16 protein-coding genes are annotated in these 20185 nt (G+C 69.2%); 7 read left to right on the forward strand and 9 right to left on the reverse strand.

What is annotated here, in order from left to right:
• Positions 1–28: 28 nt before the first annotated feature.
• The 3 genes from ACFYNU_RS34890 to ACFYNU_RS34900 form a co-directional block, all read right to left on the reverse strand.
• The gene (locus ACFYNU_RS34890; protein ID WP_356596618.1) at positions 29–883 is read right to left on the reverse strand and encodes an SDR family oxidoreductase; all 855 of its coding nucleotides are present in this window, start codon (positions 881–883) and stop codon (positions 29–31) included.
• 177 nt (positions 884–1060) lie between these two features.
• Positions 1061–3808 (reverse strand): AAA family ATPase, encoded by a 2748-nt coding sequence (locus ACFYNU_RS34895; RefSeq protein ID WP_356596620.1) that lies wholly within the window; start codon positions 3806–3808, stop codon positions 1061–1063.
• Between the two features lie 376 nt (positions 3809–4184).
• Positions 4185–6077 carry a S9 family peptidase gene (locus ACFYNU_RS34900; protein ID WP_356596622.1) on the reverse strand — a complete coding sequence of 631 codons (1893 nt, stop codon included), beginning with the start codon at positions 6075–6077 and terminating at the stop codon, positions 4185–4187.
• 389 nt (positions 6078–6466) lie between these two features.
• Between ACFYNU_RS34900 and ACFYNU_RS34905 the strand changes: the two genes are divergently transcribed.
• On the forward strand, positions 6467–7153 hold the full coding sequence (locus ACFYNU_RS34905; RefSeq protein WP_356596624.1) for a DUF3159 domain-containing protein: 687 nt from the start codon (positions 6467–6469) through the stop codon (positions 7151–7153).
• Positions 7154–7643: 490 nt separating this feature from the next.
• Positions 7644–9575, forward strand: coding sequence for an alpha/beta fold hydrolase (locus ACFYNU_RS34910; RefSeq protein ID WP_356596626.1), 1932 nt, complete (start codon positions 7644–7646; stop codon positions 9573–9575).
• 139 nt (positions 9576–9714) lie between these two features.
• On the opposite strand, the gene ACFYNU_RS34915 is transcribed toward ACFYNU_RS34910, so the two are convergent.
• Positions 9715–10596 carry an alpha/beta fold hydrolase gene (locus ACFYNU_RS34915; protein WP_356596628.1) on the reverse strand — a complete coding sequence of 294 codons (882 nt, stop codon included), beginning with the start codon at positions 10594–10596 and terminating at the stop codon, positions 9715–9717.
• 82 nt (positions 10597–10678) lie between these two features.
• On the opposite strand from ACFYNU_RS34915, the gene ACFYNU_RS34920 reads away from it, so the two are divergent.
• Complete coding sequence (locus tag ACFYNU_RS34920) at positions 10679–11176, forward strand: CGNR zinc finger domain-containing protein (RefSeq protein WP_356596630.1); 498 nt, start codon at positions 10679–10681, stop codon at positions 11174–11176.
• A gap of 63 nt (positions 11177–11239) precedes the next feature.
• Here the strand turns inward: ACFYNU_RS34920 and ACFYNU_RS34925 are convergent, their stop codons facing one another.
• The 3 genes from ACFYNU_RS34925 to ACFYNU_RS34935 form a co-directional block, all read right to left on the reverse strand.
• Complete coding sequence (locus tag ACFYNU_RS34925) at positions 11240–12520, reverse strand: MFS transporter (RefSeq protein WP_356596632.1); 1281 nt, start codon at positions 12518–12520, stop codon at positions 11240–11242.
• Between the two features lie 149 nt (positions 12521–12669).
• The gene (locus ACFYNU_RS34930; RefSeq protein ID WP_356596634.1) at positions 12670–13119 is read right to left on the reverse strand and encodes a nuclear transport factor 2 family protein; all 450 of its coding nucleotides are present in this window, start codon (positions 13117–13119) and stop codon (positions 12670–12672) included.
• Between the two features lie 86 nt (positions 13120–13205).
• The gene (locus ACFYNU_RS34935) at positions 13206–13607 is read right to left on the reverse strand and encodes an ester cyclase (RefSeq protein ID WP_356596636.1); all 402 of its coding nucleotides are present in this window, start codon (positions 13605–13607) and stop codon (positions 13206–13208) included.
• Between the two features lie 380 nt (positions 13608–13987).
• On the opposite strand from ACFYNU_RS34935, the gene ACFYNU_RS34940 reads away from it, so the two are divergent.
• Both ACFYNU_RS34940 and ACFYNU_RS34945 read left to right on the forward strand, forming a co-directional pair.
• Positions 13988–14638, forward strand: a complete 651-nt coding sequence (locus ACFYNU_RS34940; RefSeq protein WP_356596638.1) for an NAD(P)H-binding protein — start codon at positions 13988–13990, stop codon at positions 14636–14638.
• Between the two features lie 789 nt (positions 14639–15427).
• On the forward strand, positions 15428–16084 hold the full coding sequence (locus tag ACFYNU_RS34945; RefSeq protein ID WP_356596640.1) for a GPP34 family phosphoprotein: 657 nt from the start codon (positions 15428–15430) through the stop codon (positions 16082–16084).
• 171 nt (positions 16085–16255) lie between these two features.
• Here the strand turns inward: ACFYNU_RS34945 and ACFYNU_RS34950 are convergent, their stop codons facing one another.
• Both ACFYNU_RS34950 and ACFYNU_RS34955 read right to left on the reverse strand, forming a co-directional pair.
• Positions 16256–17113 (reverse strand): SDR family NAD(P)-dependent oxidoreductase, encoded by an 858-nt coding sequence (locus ACFYNU_RS34950; protein WP_356596642.1) that lies wholly within the window; start codon positions 17111–17113, stop codon positions 16256–16258.
• A 39-nt stretch (positions 17114–17152) separates the two neighbouring features.
• Positions 17153–18535, reverse strand: a complete 1383-nt coding sequence (locus ACFYNU_RS34955; RefSeq protein WP_356596644.1) for a carotenoid oxygenase family protein — start codon at positions 18533–18535, stop codon at positions 17153–17155.
• 112 nt (positions 18536–18647) lie between these two features.
• Here ACFYNU_RS34955 and ACFYNU_RS34960 point away from each other — a divergent pair, with 112 nt between their 5' ends.
• The gene (locus ACFYNU_RS34960; RefSeq protein ID WP_356596646.1) at positions 18648–19289 is read left to right on the forward strand and encodes a PadR family transcriptional regulator; all 642 of its coding nucleotides are present in this window, start codon (positions 18648–18650) and stop codon (positions 19287–19289) included.
• A gap of 149 nt (positions 19290–19438) precedes the next feature.
• On the forward strand, positions 19439–20092 hold the full coding sequence (locus ACFYNU_RS34965; RefSeq protein ID WP_356596648.1) for a DsbA family protein: 654 nt from the start codon (positions 19439–19441) through the stop codon (positions 20090–20092).
• Positions 20093–20185: the final 93 nt, after the last annotated feature.

Here is a 20185-nt window from a genome sequence, read left to right on the forward strand (position 1 = left end):
GGTTCCGTGACCGGGCGACGCGCGGTGTTCAGGCGGACCGGGAGAACGCCCGGAAGCGGATCAGGGAACGGGGCACCTTGCGAAGGGGGATGGGCCGGGGCCACTCGTCGCCCCGGAACCAGGCCTCCGAACCGCCGTCCACGACGATGACACTGCCGCAGAGGAACGCCGCGGCGGGGGAGAGCATCATCATGGCCCACTCGGCGAGGTGTTCCGGGTCTCCCACACCACCGGTCGGAATGGGGAACGCGCGAAACGCCCTGGCCGCCGCGGGGTGTGCGAGATCCTTCTCGAGATGGGGGGTCTGTACCGGGCCGGGGGCGAGGACGTTGAGCCGGATCCCGGCGCCGGCCCACTCCGGGGTCACGGCCGCACGGCGGGCCCACGTGGTCACCGCCAACTTCGACGCAGCGTAGGCGAAGTTCGGAGCGACCGGCCCCAGGGGCCGTACCATCCGCGCCGCGCGGTCGATCTTGCCGGCGAGCATGGCCCGGACCAGATACCGGGGGAGGCCCGGTGTGACGGTGGGCGAGTTGCTGCCGAACACCACGGCCCTGGAGTCGCCACTGGCCGCCAGGGCAGGCCGCAGGCCCTCCAGCACTTCCACGGTGCCCAGATGGTTGACCTGCGCGATCAGCCGCGGCCGGTCCGGCCCGGGGTGGGGACCGGTCCCGGCGGCGAGGACCGCTCCGTCGAGCCGGCCCCCGGACCGGTCCAGCACCTCGGTGACGGCTGCGGAGCGTCCGTCGGGAGTGCTGAGATCGGCGACGATCTCCGCGTCCCGCAGGTCCACCCCTATGACGGTGTGCCCGGCCGCGCGGAGCCGTTCGGACACCGCGGCCCCCATTCCCGATGCCGAACCCGTCACAGCGTAGTTGCCCATGTTCATCTCCATCTGTCGTGCGCTATTTCGGATGTCTGTCGGCTGCCGTGGACAGCGACTCCGCTCGCCGTACGCCGGGAGCGCCCTGACGTGCCAGGTGGTGAGGAGGCCGTGGTGGCCTCGTCGCGCGGAGAAGCGGCGGGTGACAGGGACGCGGGGGAAGGCGGACACGCCGCGTCACCCGGTCTCCTCGCCCGCCCCGAGGGCGGCCCTCAGCTTTCCTCTGCCGGAGATGCCGAGCTTGCGGTAGGTGCTGGTGAGGTGAGACTCGACCGTGCGCCGGGCGACGTGCAGGAAGCTGGATATCTCGGTGTTCGTGCGGCCCTCGGCGGCGAGTTCGGCGATTCGGCGCTCGCTTCCCGTGAGGGACCCGGAGCCGGTGACGGAGGCCGAGGGGCGACGGGCGCCCACCGTGCGCAGGTCTCTCTCGGCGGCCATGCGCAGCCGTACGGAGCCCACCCGTTCCGCGTACCGGGCCGCCTCATGGTAGAAGTCCCGCGCCTGGACCCGCTGTCCCGCGGAAGCCAACTGCCGGCCGTGGCTGAGCAGCGCCGCGACCAGTTCCGCGACGTCGGTGGACCGCCGCAGCACGTGTACCGACTCCGCCCCCAGCGCGAGCCCTTCCCGCCCTCCGGTCGCGGCGGCGACGGCGTGCAGCGCCCGCCCCACCGTCCGAGGGGTGTTCCACATCCGGGCCAGCCGTAGTTCCTCCTGTGCCAGGACCCGTGCCGCCGCCCGGTCGCCCATGGCGAGCCGGCAGGCGGACGCGGCCGAACGCCACGGGACCACCACGGGGTTGACCACCCCGTACGCCGTGAGCCGGCGTCCGGAGTCGAGGAAGTCGTGCAAGGCACCCGTCATATCGCCTTCGGCGGCGCGCAGGCACCCAGAGGCGTGGAGAAAGCGACTCAGTGCCCAGGAGTCGGTCGCTTCGTGCAGGTCGACGCTCCGAACCAGGCGCCACGCGTCCTCGAACTCGCCCCTCTCGGTGAGCGCGTGCAGTGCGTAGGAGTCGGCGCCGGTCGGACCCGGCCGCCGGGTGGTGGCGGCCGTCTCCTTGTGGTCCGTGAGCAGTGGTTCGTAGTCTCCGCGCAGCGCGGCGACCTCGGCCCGCACGTCGCGCAGCATGTGCGCGGCGGGGTGCAGAGAGGTCAAGGGCATCTGTCTCAGGCCGCGTTCGGCCAGATTCTCCGCCTCCTGGGGACTGTCGGCCCACAGGGTGACCGTGGCGGCGGTGGCCAGGAGGAAGGGCTCCAGAAGTTCGTCCGCGGGCTCACTCAGCATGGCCCGCAGTCGCGCCGCCGCTTCGGCCGCGGAGAGTTCGCAGGCCATGGCCGCGTGCCGGACCTGTAGCGCTCGCCCTGCGACCCCGACTGCTTCCGGCGCACCCGCGGAGCCTTCCAGGAGCCTCCGGTACTCCGCCGCGCGCACGTTCTGATCCCGGTCGGCGAGCAGGACGGCGGCGGCCCGGACGCCCTGGGCCGCCACCGGATGCCCGGTGAGTTCCCGCTCCGCTTCCCCCAACAGGCCGACGGCCTCCGGTACTTCGCCTCGTCCGGTCAGCGCGGTGCCCAGCGCGATGGCGGTCCTCGCCCGGTCATGGGGCCCGGCCGCCGTGAGCAGTGCTTCGTGGAGTCGCTGTATCCCCGCCGAGGCACTGCCGTAGGCGTACTCCAGAGAGCCCAGTCTGTTCAGGAGGCGATGGCGCCCCGCGTCGGAGTTCGGCTCCGCCAGGGCCCGGTGAAGATACCGGACAGCCTTCAGCGGCCGGTCCGCGCGGGCAGCGGCCCCCGCCGCTTCCTCCAGCGCCCGCAAGGCCCAGGGCTGCCGGACCGGCCCGCTGTTCAGCAACTGGTCGGCGACCGTCTCGATGCGGTCACCTCGGCGCAGCATCACGTAGGCGAAGGAGCGGCCGGCCGCTTCCCGCAGCTCCGCCGGCCAGTCGCCGAGTACGGCGTCGCGCAGCAGAGGATGGGCGTAGCGCAGCGAACCGTCCGTGTCCTCACTCAGAACGCCCAGGCGCGTCATCGCCGTGAGCCAGCCGAGCGTGCGCGCCGGGTCGGCGCCGGACGCCTCGGTGAGCAGTGGCACCAACTCCGGGCCCGCGTCCCACAGTCCGTCGCGGTCCGCGACCGCGAGCGCGCGTGCCACGTGGGCGGTGGTCGCTCCGGCGCTGTTCAGCCACCAGCCGACGGCCGCCGGGTACGCCCCCGGATAGAGCGCCGCCGATGTCTCGGGAAGGGGCGAGGCAGGGCTGTTTCCCACATCCTCCAGGAGCGCGTGCAGCAGGAGCGGACTGCCCGCACCGGCCCGCACGCAGTCCGCCGTCCAACTGTCCGCTGCCGCGGGGACGATCGCCCGGACCAGCTCGGCGGCGGCCGGCCGGGTGAGGGGGGCGAGCGTATGCACGAGCGCGACGGACGGCGGCAGTGCCTGGGTCAGTCCGGAGGCGGCGGGGGTGATGTCGTACTGGCTGCGCTCGGTCACCACGATCAGGACGGGCAGCTGGTCGATGCGACGGGCGCTCTCGACGAGCCAGTGGCGTGAGGCGGCGTCCGCGAGATGTACGTCGTCCACGGCCAGCAGCAGGGGGGACGCGGCGGCGGTCGACCGCAGCTTCCACCACAGTTGTGTGCCGTTCTCGCGGTCCTTCCCGGCGTGCTCCTCCCCTTGGAACTCCGGCCCCGATTCCATGAGTTGGAACGCGGTGGACAGCGGCGACGAGGCGTCCTCGGGGGAGCAGCGCGCACTCAGGACCCGGAGTCCGTAGCTTTCGGCCTGCTCGGCGGCGGCCTCCAGGAGTGCGGAGCGGCCGGTGCCCGTGGCCCCGCGCAGCAGAACGAGACGGCCGCACCCGGTGCTTGCCCTCTTCATCTCCGTCGCCAGCAGCCCGAGGGCGTCGTCGCGTTCCAGCAGGTGTCCCATTGATACGTGCCTCTTGGTGGGGCCGGCCGCGATGGAGCGGTCTCGACGGGGGGTGGTGAGCGATGGCCTCGTCCGGGTGGCGGGGGGCGCCCGCGCGTGGACAGCTGCAAGGTCCGCCCGCCTCGGCTCCCCGCGAACACTTCGTGCCCCCGCGGGGCGTCCCCGAGCTGGTCGACAGCGTTGTCGGTCCGGCGCGACGGGGCCACGGTGCGGAGGTCGGAAAGGGCGGGGATCCGCTCGGATGGGGACGCTAACAGATTATGGACTTCATAGTACAGAATAGCGTGATCGTCCTGACCGGCCTTGCGTCCGACGGGGGTTGACCGGCCCTCGCACTGTTCGCGGCTTGGTCACCGCTCTCTCGGCCGGCCGGGGATCACGTCTCGTTCCGGCCGTCTCCGATGTGCCGGTGGAAGAAGCGCTCCACCGCACCGGACAGGGCGATCAGATTCTCCGGGTTCTCGACGGCGTGGCCTTCGTCGGCCATGAGCATGTACTCGACCGGGACCCCGCGTTCCCGCAGGGCGTCGACCATGTTGTCGGACTCGCCCTGTACCACTCGGGCGTCGTTGGCACCCTGGCCGATGAGCAGGGGTGTGCGGACCTGGTCCACCCGGCTGATGGGTGAACGGGCCCGCATGTCGGCCGCCTGCCGTGGGTCCGTGGGATCGCCGACGTAGCGGTACCAGTTGGAGGCGAGGGCGGGGCGGACGAAGGCGGGCTGGTTGCGCATGAAGTTCTCGAGGTCGGAAATGCCGACGATGTCGACCGCGGCGGCGAAGACGTCGGGAGTGAAGGTGACGCCGACCAGTGCCGCGTATCCGCCGTACGAGGCGCCCATGATCGCCACCCGGTCCCGGTCCGCGTAGCCGTGCCCGGCAGCCCAGTTCACGGCGTCGATGAGGTCGTCGTGCATCCTGCCGGCCAGTTCGCCGATACCGGCCTGTGTGAACGCCTTGCCGTACCCGGTGGAGCCGCGGAAGTTCACCTGTAGCACCGCGTATCCCCGGTTGGCGAAGAGCTGGACGACGGGATTGAAACCCCAGCTGTCCCGCGTCCAGGGACCGCCGTGGACGAGCAGGACCAGCGGCAGCCGACGCGGCTCGATCCCGACCGGCAGAGTGAGATAGGCGGGGAGCGCGAGACCGTCCCGGGAAGCGATCGTCACCGGTGTCATCGGCGCCAGTTGGCCGGGATCGAGGTGCTCCCTGGGCCGGAAGAGCACCCGGCTCTCGCCCGTGGCGTGGTCGTAGAGATAGGTGATCCCGGGATCGCGGTCGTGGACGAAGGTGACGACCCACCGCCGCCCGCTCTCGTCCGACGAGATGTCCCCCAGGTCGCCGTCGGACAGCTTCTCCAGGTTCTTCAGCACCTCGGTGAAATGCGGGTCCAGTGCGTGGATCACCTGTCGTTCCCCGAGATACCGGACCCCGATGAGTTCACCGGTGCGCCGGTCGCGGATGAGCGGCGAGGGCAGACGCGGGAAGGCGGCGGCCCGGGTGTCCAGATCGTGGACCGGATGGGAGTCGACCTCCGTCTCCTCGCCCGTGGCCGGGTCCAGCCGTACGAGGCGGAGCCGGTCGGTGCGCCGGTACGAACCGACCAGCACGCCCGTGCCGTCGGCGGTGGCCTCCATCGGATACACGCCAACCGGATAATCGACGCCGTCGAACAGGGCGATCGGGCTCAGGGTCTTCGTCGCCTCGTTCCAGCGCGAGAGCCGAAGATCCCCCTCCTCGGTCATCTCGGTGACGAAGGGGTCCCCGTCGCCGCCGTCGAGAAGGCCGGTCGTGGCGCCGCCAGGGCTCGTCGCCAGGGTGCGTATGTCACCGGTGGCGATGTCCAGTTCGAAGAGGTCGAACTCGCCGTACGTCCGGGTGTTCCCGGAGAAGACCGCCTTTCCCGGGCGCGCGGCGGGCAGCGTCAGATCCGCGATGCGCGCGCCGGCGAAGGGGGTGAGGTCGACCGCCGAGGCGTCGGGGTCGTCGAGGTCGACGCGGTACAGGTGCCGGTTCTCGTCGCCGCCCTCGTCGCGGGTGTAGAGCATCCACCGCGGATCGTCCGTCCAGTGGTAGCTGAGCAGGCCGCGGTCCTCGGCCGTGACCCGCCGCGCGTCCCCGGGTTCGTCGACGCTCTCGATCCACAGGTTCATGCGGTTCTTCCAGGGCGCCAGGTAGGCGATCCTGGTGCCGTCCGGTGAGAGGGAGGCACTCGCACGGACGGGTGGGGCGAAGAATTCCTCGACAGTGATGGTCTTCGGGAGTGCCATGTGGTCCTTCCTGCGGTGGGTCTGGGCCTGGGCCTGGGCGTGACGGGGCGACAAGATCGCCTGGAGCCGTGCATGGTGGCCGCGTCGGCCGATGACTCCGCGGATGTCACTTAATGACAGTGTCATTAAGTGACATCGAAGGCAAGCGCTCGGTGCGCGGCGGTGCCCCGTCGCCGACCGCCGGTCGCCCCCGCGCTTCTGGCTGACGCGGCGTCATATTTCAGACCGTGGACCCTGGTTGGCGGACCCGTGACCGGGCAGGCGCGGGGTGATGTGGCGTGGATCATGCGGTGGTGGTTGATCTGATGTGTCACTAACTGCCATAATGACATCCAGCGACATCGTGGATTCGTAACTCGTTCCCAGGTGCACCGAGAGAATTGATCACCATGCAGAACACCACTCCCCAGGAGACGGCGACCGCTATGCAAATGAATCAGACGACAGATCAAGGCAGGAAGCCGACCGTCCTTGATCAGGCGGGCGGCACCAAGGGTCTTGTCTATTCAGCGCTGCCCGTATTGGCATTCGTGGTGGCCAACAATGTCGGCGGACTGAAGACAGCGCTCATCGTCGCCGGCGTCGTCGCGGTGGCCATCGCCGCGAACCGGCTCGTGCGCAAGGAATCCCTCCAGCCGGCGCTCGGCGGGCTCTTCGGCGTGGCGATCGCCGCCGGCATCACCTGGTACACCGGTTCCGCCAAGGACTACTTCCTCATCGGCATCTGGGCGAGCCTCGTCGGCGCGATCGTCTTCGTGGTGTCCGTTCTGGTGAAGTGGCCCTTGGCCGGCGTGATCTGGAACGGGGCCACAGGCAAGGGGACCATCTGGCGCGCGGACAGGCGCTCGCGGCTCTACTACAACATCGCGACCCTGGTGCTGGCCTTCATCTTCGGAGCGCGGTTCGTCGTCCAGCAGTACCTCTACGAGGCCGACGACGTCGACTCGCTGGGCTTCGCCAAGATAGCCATGGGCTATCCGCTGCTGGCCGTGGGCCTGTTGGTGGTCGCGTGGGCGGCTCGGGCCTCGGACAAGCGGCTGAGGGCCGTCGGTCTGCTGCCTGCCCGCAGCGCCTGATCCTCTTTCACCACTCATTGTCGCGCGGGGCATCCGTGAATTGACCGATACGGTTGCCGCGCCTCGGCAGACCGCGGACGAAACCGCGGTCGCCCCCGGGGGAGCCACAGGCTCCGCACCACCAGCAGCAGGGCGCACAGTCCCAGGACCCCGAACGTGTTCTCCGGCCGGTGGGAGAGCCGTGTGGTCATCGGTACGGAGGCCGGTGGCCACAAGGCAACTCCCACCTCGGCCGGCGCCGTCGCTGTCACCCCCGTCTCCACCACGTCGAGCCGTCTCCACCACGTCGAACCGGGGCCGGACCGGTGTCGGACCAAGCAGTTCTGACCACGCCTCGGCGGTGCGGTGTGCAGCGCGATTCGCAGCCCGACTCACCGGACGGCCAAGCCTGACGCGACGTCACGCATCGTCACGCGACATCAGACGTCACGCGACGTCGCAGTGACACTCGCCGCGACAACGGCCGTCCGCAACCGACCTGGAGTACAGGATGACCGCCGCCCCGCCGCACGGGCCGAAGCCCGAACTGATCGACATCGAGGAGTTCTTCGCCGACCCGCGGTTCGCGAACCCGTCGATCTCCTCGGACGGCACCCGGATCGCCTACCTCGCCCCGCACCGGGGGCGCCGCAACATCTGGATCCGCGGCATCGACCAGGGTCACGACGACGCCGTGCCTGTCACTCACGACACCCGTCGCGGGATCACCACCTACTACTGGACCGACGACCCCCGGTGGCTGCTCTACCTCCAGGACACCGACGGCAACGAGGACTGGCACCTCTACCGCGTCGACCTCGACAACCCCGGCGAACCCGCCGTCGACCTCACGCCCCTGGACCCGGGATCGCGGGTGCTGGGCGCGGAGCCGCTGCCGTCGGTCCCCGGCAGCGTGCTGGTCACGATGAACCGGCGCCCCATGTTCTTCGACGTGTTCCGGATCGACGTCGCCACCGGCGAGACGACCACGCACCGGGAACAGGACGACCCGACGGGCGCCGTCCTGTTCGACCGCGGCGGCGAGCCCGCCTTCCGGACCGGGCTCGCCCCGGACGGTGCTCTTGAGATCTCCGCGATCGACGCCGCCACCGGGCGCATGCGGCTGCTGCGCCGCCTCGGCGGCGCCGAACACCCCATGGGCGTCCACCCTCAGGAGGTCACCGCCGACGGGAAGGGCCTGCTCGTCGGATCCTTCCAGGACGGCGACAACCTGCGACTGGTCCGCATCGACCATGGAACCGGGGAGGAGACCGTCGTCGCCGCCGTCGAGGGCAGCGACTTCGACATCAGCGGCACCATGCTGCCCGGTGTACTCCCACCCCCCGTCTACACCAGCAGGCGCACCGGCGAGATCCTCGCGGCCCGCTTCGTCGGCGACCGCCCGCACGTCGAGGTTCTGGACCAGCGTTTCGCCGAGGTCTACGCGCAGCTGCGGAAGCTCTCCGACGGCGTACTGGGCACCCTGTCCTCCGACGACTCCGGGCAACGCTGGATCGCCAGTTTCACCCACGACCGCGATCCCGGGGTGACCTGGTTCTACGACCACGCCACCGGCGAGAGCCGGATGCTGTTCCGCGCCTACCCGAACCGGGACCCGGACACTCTGGCTCCCATGAGACCCGTCGCTTTCCCCGCCCGTGACGGGCTGCCCCTGCACGGCTTCCTCACCCTTCCGCTCGGGGTGGAGCCACGTAACCTCCCGCTGGTGCTGATGGTGCACGGCGGACCGTGGTCGCACGACGCCTGGGGGTACAGCAGCGACGCGCAGTTCCTCGCCAACCGGGGCTACGCGGTGCTTCAGGTCAACTTCCGCGGCTCCCTCGGCCACGGCAGACGACATGTCACCGCCGCGATCGGCGAGTTCGCCCGGAAGATGCACGACGACCTGATCGACGCCACCGACTGGGCGATCGCCCAGGGCTACGCGGACGCCGACCGCCTCGGCATCTACGGCGGCTCCTACGGCGGCTACGCCGCACTCCTCGGCGTCACTGTCACCCCCGACCGCTTCGCCGCCGCCGTCGACTACGTCGGGATCTCCGATCTCGCCAACTTCCTGCGTACGCTGCCGCCGTTCACCCGGCCGTTCAACGTGAACAACTGGTACCACTACGTCGGCGACCCGGAGGTGCCGGAGCAGGAGGCCGACATGCTGGCCCGGTCGCCCATCACCATGGTCGACCGGATCCGGACCCCGCTGCTCGTTGCCCAGGGGGCCAACGACGTCCGCGTCATCCGGGCCGAGTCCGACAACATCGTCAACTCCCTGCGCGCACGCGGCATCCCGGTCGACTACCTCGTCGCCGAGGACGAAGGCCACGGCTTCGCCAACCCCGAGAACCGGATCCGGCTCTACCGCGCGATCGAACGGCACTTCGCCGAGCACCTCGGGGGCCGCCGGAAACCGACCGCCGAGGTGTGACGGCCCGGCGAGGATCCGCGGTATCCGCCGCGAATCCTCGCCGGGGACGGGGCGCCGGCGGGCACCGAACCGCCGCGCCCCACCCCGGAGTTGACGGCCCGATCTCCAGTCGCCCGATGTCCGGTCACCCGATGTCCGGTCACCCGGTGGCGGGCGCACCGAGTACGCGCGGGCGGAACCCGATGATGGCGGCGGCGACTTCGTCGAGGTGGCTCTCCAGGAGGAAGTGGCCGCCGTCGAGCAGCACGATCTCCGCGCCCGGGGCGTCGCGCCGGAACGCCTCCGCGCCGGCCGGCGCGAAGATCTCGTCGTTGCGGCCCCAGATCGCGAGGACGGGGACACCGCTCGTCCGCAGCCACTCGTGCACCGCCGGGTACAGGTCGCGGTTGCCGGCATAGTCGCCGAACAGGGCGAGTTGGGCGCGGTCGACGCCCGGCCGGGCGAGGAGCGCCAGATCGTGTTCCCAGGCGTCGGGATCGATCAGGCTCGGGTCGGGAACTCCGTGGGTGTACTGCCACTCGACGGCTTCCCGGCCCAGAGCGGGCCGTAGCAGCGCTTCGTTCTCCGCGCTGCGGTCCGCCCCGTACGCCCAGATCGGCGCCCAGAAGTCCGGCACGAACCCTTCCTCGTAGGCGTTGCCGTTCTGCGACACGACCGCGACGACCGACTCCGGGGACGACGGCGCGAGTCGCCAGGCGATGGGCGCGCCGTAGTCCTGTACGTAGATCGCGTAGCGGTCCACGCCGAGGCCGGCCAGGAAACCGCGGGTCACCTCGGCGAGGTTGTCGAAGGTGTACGTGAAGTCCCGCGCGTCGGGCGCCGACGAGCGGCCGAAGCCGATGTGATCGGGCGCGATCACCCGGTACGGACCGGCCAGCGCCGGGATCAGGTGGCGGAACATGTGCGAACTCGTCGGATAGCCGTGGAGCAGCAGGAGGACGGGGGCGTCCGACGGACCCGCCTCCCGGTAGAAGACGGTCAGGCCGTCGACGTCCACGGTCCGGTGATGAACGGCAACCACGGTAACCCCTTAAATTGATTTAACAGGTTAGGATGAGTCGATACTGCACAGGTCTGGTTGACATGTCAAGGAGAGAATCGCCGTGGTCGAGGACGAGGATTTGCTGCTCAGCGTGCTCAACAGCGCACCGGTGATCGACGGGCATCCCACGGACGTCCTGAGCGGGGAGGGGGCGAAGGAGTGGCTGCGGGCGGTGGGAGGCCGCGGCACGAGGCAGGAGTGCGATCGTGTGCGCCTGGTGCGTGACACGCTGCACGCGCTCATCCGGGGGACGGCCTCAGACGTCGGCAACCTCGCCTTCGCGCTCGACCGGGCGCGGCTCCGCCCGGCCGTCTCGTCGGCGGGCGTGTCGTGGCAACTGGAGGCGGTGCCCGACGAGGAGCTTGCCGTCCGCGTCGTACTCGCGTGGTCGCGCGTCACCACGGAACTGCCGGGACGCCTGCGCGCCTGCGCGAATGAGGAATGCAATCTGTTCCTCGTCGATCACAGCCGCCCCGGGACCGCCCGCTGGTGTTCCATGGCGACCTGCGGCAACCGGATGAAGGCGCGAACCCACGCGCGCAAGCGCCACCTCGGGTAGCGATCTGACGAGCGGAATTACGTCCTCGGGGGCGCGCCGCAGGCGTCCTGTCACGGGGCGCCTTCACCCCAGCCTTTGGGGTACTTCGGGGCCGGGCCGGGCATCCGCCCGCCGCTCGTTCTCGGAGTGCCGGGCGGACCCAAGAGCGGGGGCAGACTTTCCGGACGGTCGGCGCCGGCTCGCCAGGAGCAGCCCGCCGGCGATCGCGGTGACGCCGCCGAGGATGAGGGGCGCGCCGGGCGAGACGCTGTCGACGAGCAGCCCGCCGCCGACGGCGCCGACGGCGATCGCGATCTGGAAGACCGTCACGATGAGTCCGCCCACCTGCTCCAGTCGCGTGGGCTCGGTCCTCGCGCCCCAGGTCTGTGCCGTGGTCGGCACGCCGCCGAATCCGAATCCCCACAGTGCGGCGCCGATGAACAGCCCGACGGCCGAGCCACCGGTGATGACCATCACGAGCATGCCGATCCCGAGCACCGCCGGGAACACCAGGGCGGCGAGCCGCAGGGCGCGATCGGCCAGGATGCCGCTGAGGGCGGTACCGAACACGTTCGCGATTCCGTACACGAGCAGCAGCACGGCGAGCCCGCCTGAGTCGATGCCGGACAGGCCCTCCGCCGCCGGCCGGATGTAGGTGTACCCGGTGAACTGGCCACTGGCTATCAGGAGAATCGCGAGAAGACCCACCAGCAGGATGCCGGAGCGCAGTGTCGATCCGAGGGCGCGAAGCCCGCTCGCCGGACCGGGCGCGACGCGCGGCAGAGTCGCCGCCTGGACGAACACGGCGATCAGCGCGGCTCCGGCACCGAGCAGGAAGACCTGCCGCCAGCCCCAGATCTCGCCCAGCCAACTGCCGAGCGGGACGGCCGCGATGGTCGCGAGCGCGACGCCGGCGTTGATGACAGTGACCGCGCGACCGAGGTGATCGCTGGGCACCATCCGCGCGGCCATCGCGATGGCTAGCGCCCAGAACCCGCCGAGCGCGGCGCCCAGCAGAAGACGGGAGGCCAGGAGCACGGGAAGGTTGGGGGCGATGGCGACGAGCAGGTTGGAGACGACGGCCAGTGCCGTGAGGCTGATCATCACCCGGCGCCGCTCGACACGCGGGAGTACGACCGGAAGGAGCAACCCGGTGATCCCGGCGGCGATCGCGGTCACGGTCACGGACTGCCCGGCCGCGCCTTCTGACACGCCGAGGTCGTCGGCCATGCGCGGGAGCAGGCTGGCGGGCAGGAATTCCGCCATGACGAAAGCGAAGACTCCGAGGCTCAGGGCGACGACGCCCGCCCAGGAAGCCGGTTGCCGATCTGCCGACAGGTCGGCGGACATGGGTGTGCTGTTCATGATTCCATCCCTGAGATCACAGCGAGGATGCCTGCCGACTGCTTGTCGCGCAGGGGGTCACCCGACCGTCCCGTGGCATGGCCGCGCAGGCTTTCAACGGCCGTACGGGCCCTGCCCGTACGGCACTTCGGGGACGTTCTGATGACAGATCAGTCGAGCAGGTCCCGCCCGGCCGCGGTGTCGTCGAGACCACCGGGCGGCCAGGCGACGTATTCACGGAAGCTGGTGACCACGCCGCCCTGCACGACCAGTACGAGAAAGAGGTGGTTGGCCATTCTTCGCCCCTGGAGGAGGCCCTCGGCGCGTATCTCGAAGCCCACGGTGCCGCCGTCGGCCAGCACGTTCTTGACGACCAGCGTGGTACGCACGTTCTCAGCCAGGAACGAGAAGAACCCTTCCGCCTCGGCCAGGCCCACGCCGGTCGGCGCCAGACCGGGTGCGGGGACGCTGAACCGTACGTCCTCGGCGAGCATGCGCTTGAACGCGGTCCAGTCGCCGGAGGCGGCGCCCTCCACCCATCGTTGCGCGGCCTCGGCCGCCACCGCGTACTGCTCGGACGCGGACGACACATCGCGGGCGTGGTCGAGCGGTTGTGACATCGTCATCATCTCCTTGACCCGTACAAGAACAGGCGGGCTCAAAAGGCCGTCCGGTGCTCGCTCCCGGCGAGGAACTGTTGCGGATGTCAGGCGCCGAGCTGCTGCTGGACGGCCTGGGCGTCGATGAGGTAGTTCATCTCGTAGAAGCGCCCGTCGCGGACGCGGTGGAAGGAGTATTCGGCGTACTCGACGGTGGTGCCGGTGGGCTGGACGCCGAACCATTCCTTTGCGGGTGTGCCCTTGTTGAAGAGGCGGGCGGCGACGCGGTCGCCGTCGATGGCGATGTCCTTGACCCGCCAGGTGAAGTCCGGGACCGCGTCGCCGTGGCCCTTCAGTTCCGCGATGATGTCCTCCCGTGTGACCGGCCGGCCGTTCTCGACGAGCTCGTCATGGACGAACTCCGTCATACGGTCGAAGTCGTGGGCGTTGAGCGCCTCGATGTAGCGCTCGAAGACCTCACGTACCTCACGTACCTCGGTCTCGGACATGACGACCCCTCTCCCGCCCCGAAGACCGGGGCATCCACTCGGATGTCGATTGCCTGCGACGGCCTTCCACGACTGCCGTGGCGCCCTCCGCCCTACTCACGAACGAAGACTACATGACTTCTATTCCGATCGGTAAAGAAGTCGTTCGAAGGCTTCGGGGCGCTGATCCACGCGGGTCCCTCGTGGGCCGGCTCGCGGGTCGACTCGCGTCCGGCCGCCCTCAACTGTCCTTCCCCGCACCCGAGTTCACCGGCGGGACGAGGCGACCCGGTCCGAGCCGACCGCCCGTGGTGGGAGCCGCGGCTCCTCCATGCCGTGATGTCACCATTGAGGCAACTGGAGTGGCCGGTCGTCCGGCCAGTAGTAAGGAGTCGATTCCTGTGAAGGTGTTCCAGATCGGTGCCGCCGGAGGTGTTGGCAGGCGGCTCGCCGGCCTGTTGGTGGAGCGCGGCGACGAGGTGACCGGCATGCACCGCGGCCCGGCCCAGGCCGACTCGATTCGCGCGACCGGCGCGACGCCGGTGACCGGCGACCTGATCACCGACTCCGTGGAGCAGCTCGCGGGCAAGCTCGCCGGACACGACGCGGTGGTGTTCTCAGCGGGTGCGCACGGAACCGGCATGGACAAGACCACGCTCATCGACGGCAGAGGCCTGGAGAAGGCGGCAGCCGCGGCCGAGGCCACCGGAGTCTCGCGCTTCGTGCTCGTCTCCGTGTTCCCCGACGCCCTGCGCGGCGACGGAGTGTCCGAAGGCTTCGAGCACTACATCAAGGTCAAGAAGAGCGCCGACGTCCATCTCACCCGCACCGGGCTGGACTGGCTGATCGTCCGCCCCGGCGGCCTGCTGGACGGACCTGGCGGCGGTCGGGTCGCCGCCGGGCCCGCCGTCGAGTACGGCGACGTGCACCGCGAGGATGTCGCGGCGTTCATCGACGCCGCCCTGCACGAGCCCGCTCTCAGCCGTGTCATCGTCGAGCTGACCTCCGGCGACACCCCCGTGGCGGACGCGGTCGCCCGCCTCGCCGTCTGACCCATCGGGCAGATTCGGTGTCGGACAGGGCCTGCGGCGCCGGTCGCCGGCATCGACGCGACCGGTGAGCACCGTCAGCTTTCCCTTTCGGGCACACGGTGAAGTCTTCTGCGGTGGTGGCTGGATTTTCTGCGGGCCTCATCAACCAGATCTCTTTCCTCCCAGGTCAGGAAGGACATCAGTTCGGCATTTCTCATCCATCCGTTGAGCAGGGCGTGTGAGCCCCCCAGTTTAAGAGAGTATGACCACGCGCTTTCGCCTCTCGAATCGCCATGCCACGCGGCAGCCCACTGCACCAGATGGCGTATCTTCTCTTCACTACTGAATCGTATTGATTTCACGAATTGCAACTCGGATAGGCGTGCTAGTTACCGTTCGCCCTTAAGACGGTCGACGGGCCGAGACGGTTCAAGGGTCGGCCGAACCGGTCGTGGTCCGTCTTTCTATCACGACAAGTTGTCGTCCGTTTCATCCCCAAGATTCCACTCTGGGTAGATCTCGATATCTTGCGCGCATACGCCGCATTCTCGATTCGGGTGAACCTCTCGTTCCTGCCGTACTGCACGGAATCGACGCCGTCGGCACTGTCACTGAGTGATGTAAAGTCCCATAGTGACATCCGGGGTGAGTGCCTTGGCCACCGTACGACATACCGTTGTTCCGAGCTTTCGAATTGTTTGCCAAAAGCTTGTACGGCGCCTTGGTACGGCCCGCCATCGGGTGCGAGCGGAGAGAGCATCGACACCGACTCCGCGTGACCGCCGCCATCGAATCGACCATGAGGGCGCAATGAATCTGACGCTTCCGCAGCGCATGTATCTGCTCTGTTACACCGTGGAGAAGGAGAAGTTCGAGGCCGTCAATCTCCAGGGGCGAGGTCAGCTGGTGCGCGCCGCGGCGCTGACTGAGCTGACATTTGACGGAATGCTGGCCACCCAGGGAAAGAAAGTCTTTCGGCGTCCCGTCAAGGAACCGGCCGATCAGTTCCTCGCCGAGGTGTGGCGTGACATACCCGCGGAGAAGCCGAAGAGCTGGCTTCAGTACGTGCACAACAAGTCCACCACGGCGGAGGAGCCCGTGCGCGACCAGCTCGCCGCAGCCGGGGTCATCACCCCGAGCGGCAAGCGGAGTCTGCTGTCGCCGACCGCTGCCCACCAGGTGACCGTCAACGATCCGCGTCAGGTCCTCGCCCTGCGGGAGACCGCACGCAAGGCCGTGCTCCAAGGCGCCGACCCGGCAGCCGTCCCGGCTGACGAGGTGGCCATGGCCGTACTTCCCGTCGAGTGCGAGACGGTCAGCGTCTTCACCGGGAAAGAGATGAAGGAGCACAAGCGCACTCTCAAGGAGTTCGCCGCACACTTCGACACCCTTGTCCCCGGGCTGCGCACCGCCCTTCGTGACTCGTTCCTGGTGGTCAGGGGCGTCGGCGGCGGCTGGGGCAAATAGTCGCTCCGCGGCGGGCGCTGTCGTAGCGGTAGTTACGTCGCTCCAGGCCGGCCACGCCCTCGCCGGCTCGGGCTGTCGCCGGCGAGGGTCGTCCGATCGGGTGGGTGTCGTGCGCCCGAGCCGGTCGGGTACGGGTGGACGGGCGACCGGGCGCCCGTCCACCCGCCCTGATCAGTTCAGCCCTGCGGGCTGCCCTCCGGACACGGGCAGGACAGCTCCATTGACGAAGCCCGCCCCCTCGCCCGCCAGCCAGGCCACGGCAGAACCGACGTCGTCGGGGCGGCCGGCCCTTCCGAGCGGAATCTCGGAGAGCATCGTGCCCAGTGCGCTCTGCTCGTCGACGCCGAGCCGGGAGGCTGTGAGGCCGAGTTCCGCCGTACCCATGTCGGTGGAGATGAAGCCGGGAGCGACAGCGTTGGTGCGAATACCCTGTGGACCGAACTCGTGCGCCAGCAGGCGGGTCATGCCGACGATCGCGTGCTTGGCCAGCACATAGCCGCCGTACCCGCCCGCCCCCGCGAGACCCATGGTCGAGGCGACGTTCACGATCGACCCACGGCCGAGTTCGATCATCCCCGGCAGGGCGGCGCGAGCCAGATGCACCTGGCCGAGAACGTTGACCTGCCAGGAGAGGGCGAGATCCTGGTCGGAGAGTTCGAGAAATGGTCCGGTGCCCGCACCCGTGCCCGCGTTGTTTACCAGCACATCCACGGTTCCGAGTTCGTCACGGACACGTTCGAGGACTCTTGTGGCGGCGTCGAAGTCCGTCACGTCGAGGGCGAGCGCCATCGACCGCCGACCGCGCTCACGGATGAGTGCGGCGGACTCCTCCAACTCCTGGGGGCTGTCACCAAGTCCCACGTTCCCGACACGGAGGTCGGGGCGGCCCGCGCCGACGTCGGTGACGACGACATCCGCGCCGGCGTCGGCGAGAGCCAGTGCTATACCGCGCCCGATCCCGCGCGGGCGCCCCGCGCCTGTCACCAGAGCGATACGTCCCTCAAGGGGTGCTGCTGAGGCGAGTGACATGTGCGTTTCCTTCTCTGTGAGGGTCGGACTGAACGGTGACTACTCGCTGATCTCGTCGTCGGAGATCCAGTTGCCGTGGAAGCCGAAGGGGACGCGCCGCGGCAGATGTACGCGGGCGAGAGGGGCGGCGGTGACGTCGGCGGCGTCGAGCACGACCAGTTCGCTGCTGTCGGTGTTGCCGTCGTGGACCACCGTCAGAATCCAGCCGTCGTCCTCGTCCTCGGCGCCCGGTCGTGCCACGAAAGCGGGCTCCTGGGTGACGCGTCCGGTGCCGAATTCGTGTGTCGAGACCTCGCCGGTCGTGATGTCGAACTTGACCAGTGGTCCGGGTTCGAAGCTGCCGCCGAGGTCACGGTCGACGTCGTCGGACAGGCGCAGGCTTTCGGGGCCGGTCGCGCCGAACCAGCCGTAGCGGTGTACGCGCCCGGCCCGCGCGTGGTTGATCCGGGGCCATTCGATGCTGCGGTCGGACATGATCTGCTCGGAGACGGTGCCCCGGTGCGGGGAGATGGTCCACCGGGCCAGAGCGGGCAGCCCGTCGGCGGGCCCCCGGACGAAGTCGCGGAAGACCGTGTCGTAGCGGACGACGTCCATGACGATCGAGCCGTCCGGGGTGTCGTACGCGTTGAGTACGTGGAACACGTAGCTGCGCGGTGCGTCGAACCACTGGATCTGATCCGCCGTACCGCCACGCGGCAGCACTCCCACCCGCGACGGGTGCTCCTCGTTCCAGCGCATCGGGAGACCGTCGCCGGTGTCGGGCGTGCCGGCCGCCAGGCGGCCCACGGCGTCCGTGGACAGGGTCACCGGGAGGTCGAGCACCACGACTCTGGTGGCGGTCATCGCCATGTCGTGGACCATCGGCACCCCGGACACGGGCAGTTCGGCGGTGTGCGTCGCCTTGCCGGTGGCGTCCAGGACCACGTAGCGCAGGTGTTCCGCCCCGGGATCGATCAGGTAGCTGATGGAATGCATCTCACCGCTGACGGGATCGATCTTCGGGTGGGCGGTGAATCCGGTACGCAGCGCTCCGTCACTGGTCCAGGTCGACATCCTGTTCAGGTCGGGGGCGATGGAAACCGGTGTCTCGCCGCCCTCGATCAGGGCGAGGAGCCGGCCGCCGTGGGCGAGGATGTTGGTGTTGGGGGAGTCCTGGGGCACATCGCCCCGCACGAACCGGTTGCGGTACCACTCGGCACGCCCGTCGCGCAGGCGGACGCCGTGCACCATGCCCTGGCCGACCATCCAGTGATGGCCGCTGCCGGTCTCGACCGGCCCGGTGGGATTGGGGCCGATTCGCAGATAACGGCCGTTCAGTTCGGGAGGCAGCGTTCCGGTCACCGGCAGGTCGTTGACGCTGACCTCGTCGGAGAGGGGGGCGAAGTTGCCCTCCAGATATGGGTTGCGAGTTGCCGTGGTCATCAGTGGCTCCCATCGTTAATATTGAACGTGCAGCCTGTACTGTCACCCATGGTGCGCCTGCGGAATCGGCGGTGCAACGCCGAGGTTCGGACCGTCCAGATCGGGAGATTCCATGCCAACGCTCTCCGCCAGTGCCTATGTCGTGCTCGGACTCCTTGAGCAGTCCGGCCCGGCCACCCCCTACGCCCTGGATCGCGAGATCCAGCAGGGCATCGGACATTTCTGGGCCTTTCCGAGGTCCCAGATCTACGCGGAGGCCGCCCGGCTCGTACGCAGAGGGCTGGTCGTCGAAGAGCGGGAGGCCGCCGGCCGCCGGCGGCGGTCACTCTCCCTGACCCAGGCCGGGAGAGATGTGCTCGCCACGTGGCTCACCGGTCCCGCCGACAGCGCCACGGACATCCGCGACGAGGGCCTGCTGCGGCTGTTCTTCCAGCGGAACGAGTCGTCCAGTGCGACCCAGGTGCGACAACTCGCCCTGGAGCAACGGGAAGCGCACCGCCGTAAACTCTCCGAGTACCGGACGATCCTTGCGTCTGCCTCCGCCCCGGACGTTTCCGCTCCGGACGTTTCCGCTCCGGACGCCGCCGAGGCGGGCGTCTCCGCTCCGGACGCCGCCGAGGCGGGCGAGAGGCTCGAACCCCCGCAGGCCGCCGCCCTGGAGTTCGGTCTCCGGTTCGAGGAGTTGGCCGTGGCCTTCTGGGACGAAGTCGCCGAGCACGGCGCGGACGCGGTGGATCCACGCCGCCAGAAGTGAAACGTCAGTCCGGGTTTTTTACCGACCGGAATGTAAGTGGCGCGATCGGCGTTCGCGTCGACAGGCGGCCACTAGGAGCAAGGGGGTTGCGGGCCGCGACGCCTGACATACCCGGACCCACACACACCACCTTCCGTTCGAGGAGAGAAATGTCCGACAGGGCACCCGTCACACCCGCCACACCCGTCGACTTCTGGTTCGACCCCATGTGCCCCTGGGCCTGGATGGCTTCCCGCTGGGTGCTGGAGGTGCAGAAGGCGCGGGACATCGAGATCCGATGGCATCTCATGAGCCTCGCGATCCTCAACGAGGACAAACTCGACGAACTGCCCGAGGACATCCGCGAACTGCTGGAGACCAAGGGGTGGGGGCCGGTCCGGGTCGTCATCGCGGCCCACGAGGAGCACGGCGCCGAGGTGATCGGCGACCTTTACACGGCAATCGGCAGGCGCGTCCACAATCAGGGGGAGGAACTGGGAAAGGCAACGGTCGGAGCCGCCTTGAAGGAGGTAGGTCTGCCCGATTCCCTTCTTGAGCACTGGGATTCCACCCCGTACGAGCGTCAACTCCGCGCCTCCCACCAAGAGGGCATCGACAAGGTCGGCCAAGAGGTCGGCACTCCGGTCATCGCGGTTCCCGGCACGGACGTCGACGTCGCCTTCTTCGGCCCGGTCGTCACCCCCGCGCCTCAAGGTGAGGATGCCGTCAGGCTGTGGGACGGCGTCCTTGCCGTCGCGTCCGTTCCCGGCTTCTACGAGATCAAGCGGACCCGGACCACGGGCCCTGATTTCAGCAATCTGTAGAGACAGAAGCCGACCGGGACGGACCATGCGCACCACATGAGTTCGGGGCCGTGCGCGCGAAGAACTTTCGACGACGGACGGCCCCGGTTCGTA

Source organism: Streptomyces sp. NPDC006643, from assembly GCF_042870175.1.
In the GTDB taxonomy this organism is placed as follows: Bacteria; Actinomycetota; Actinomycetes; order Streptomycetales; family Streptomycetaceae; genus Streptomyces.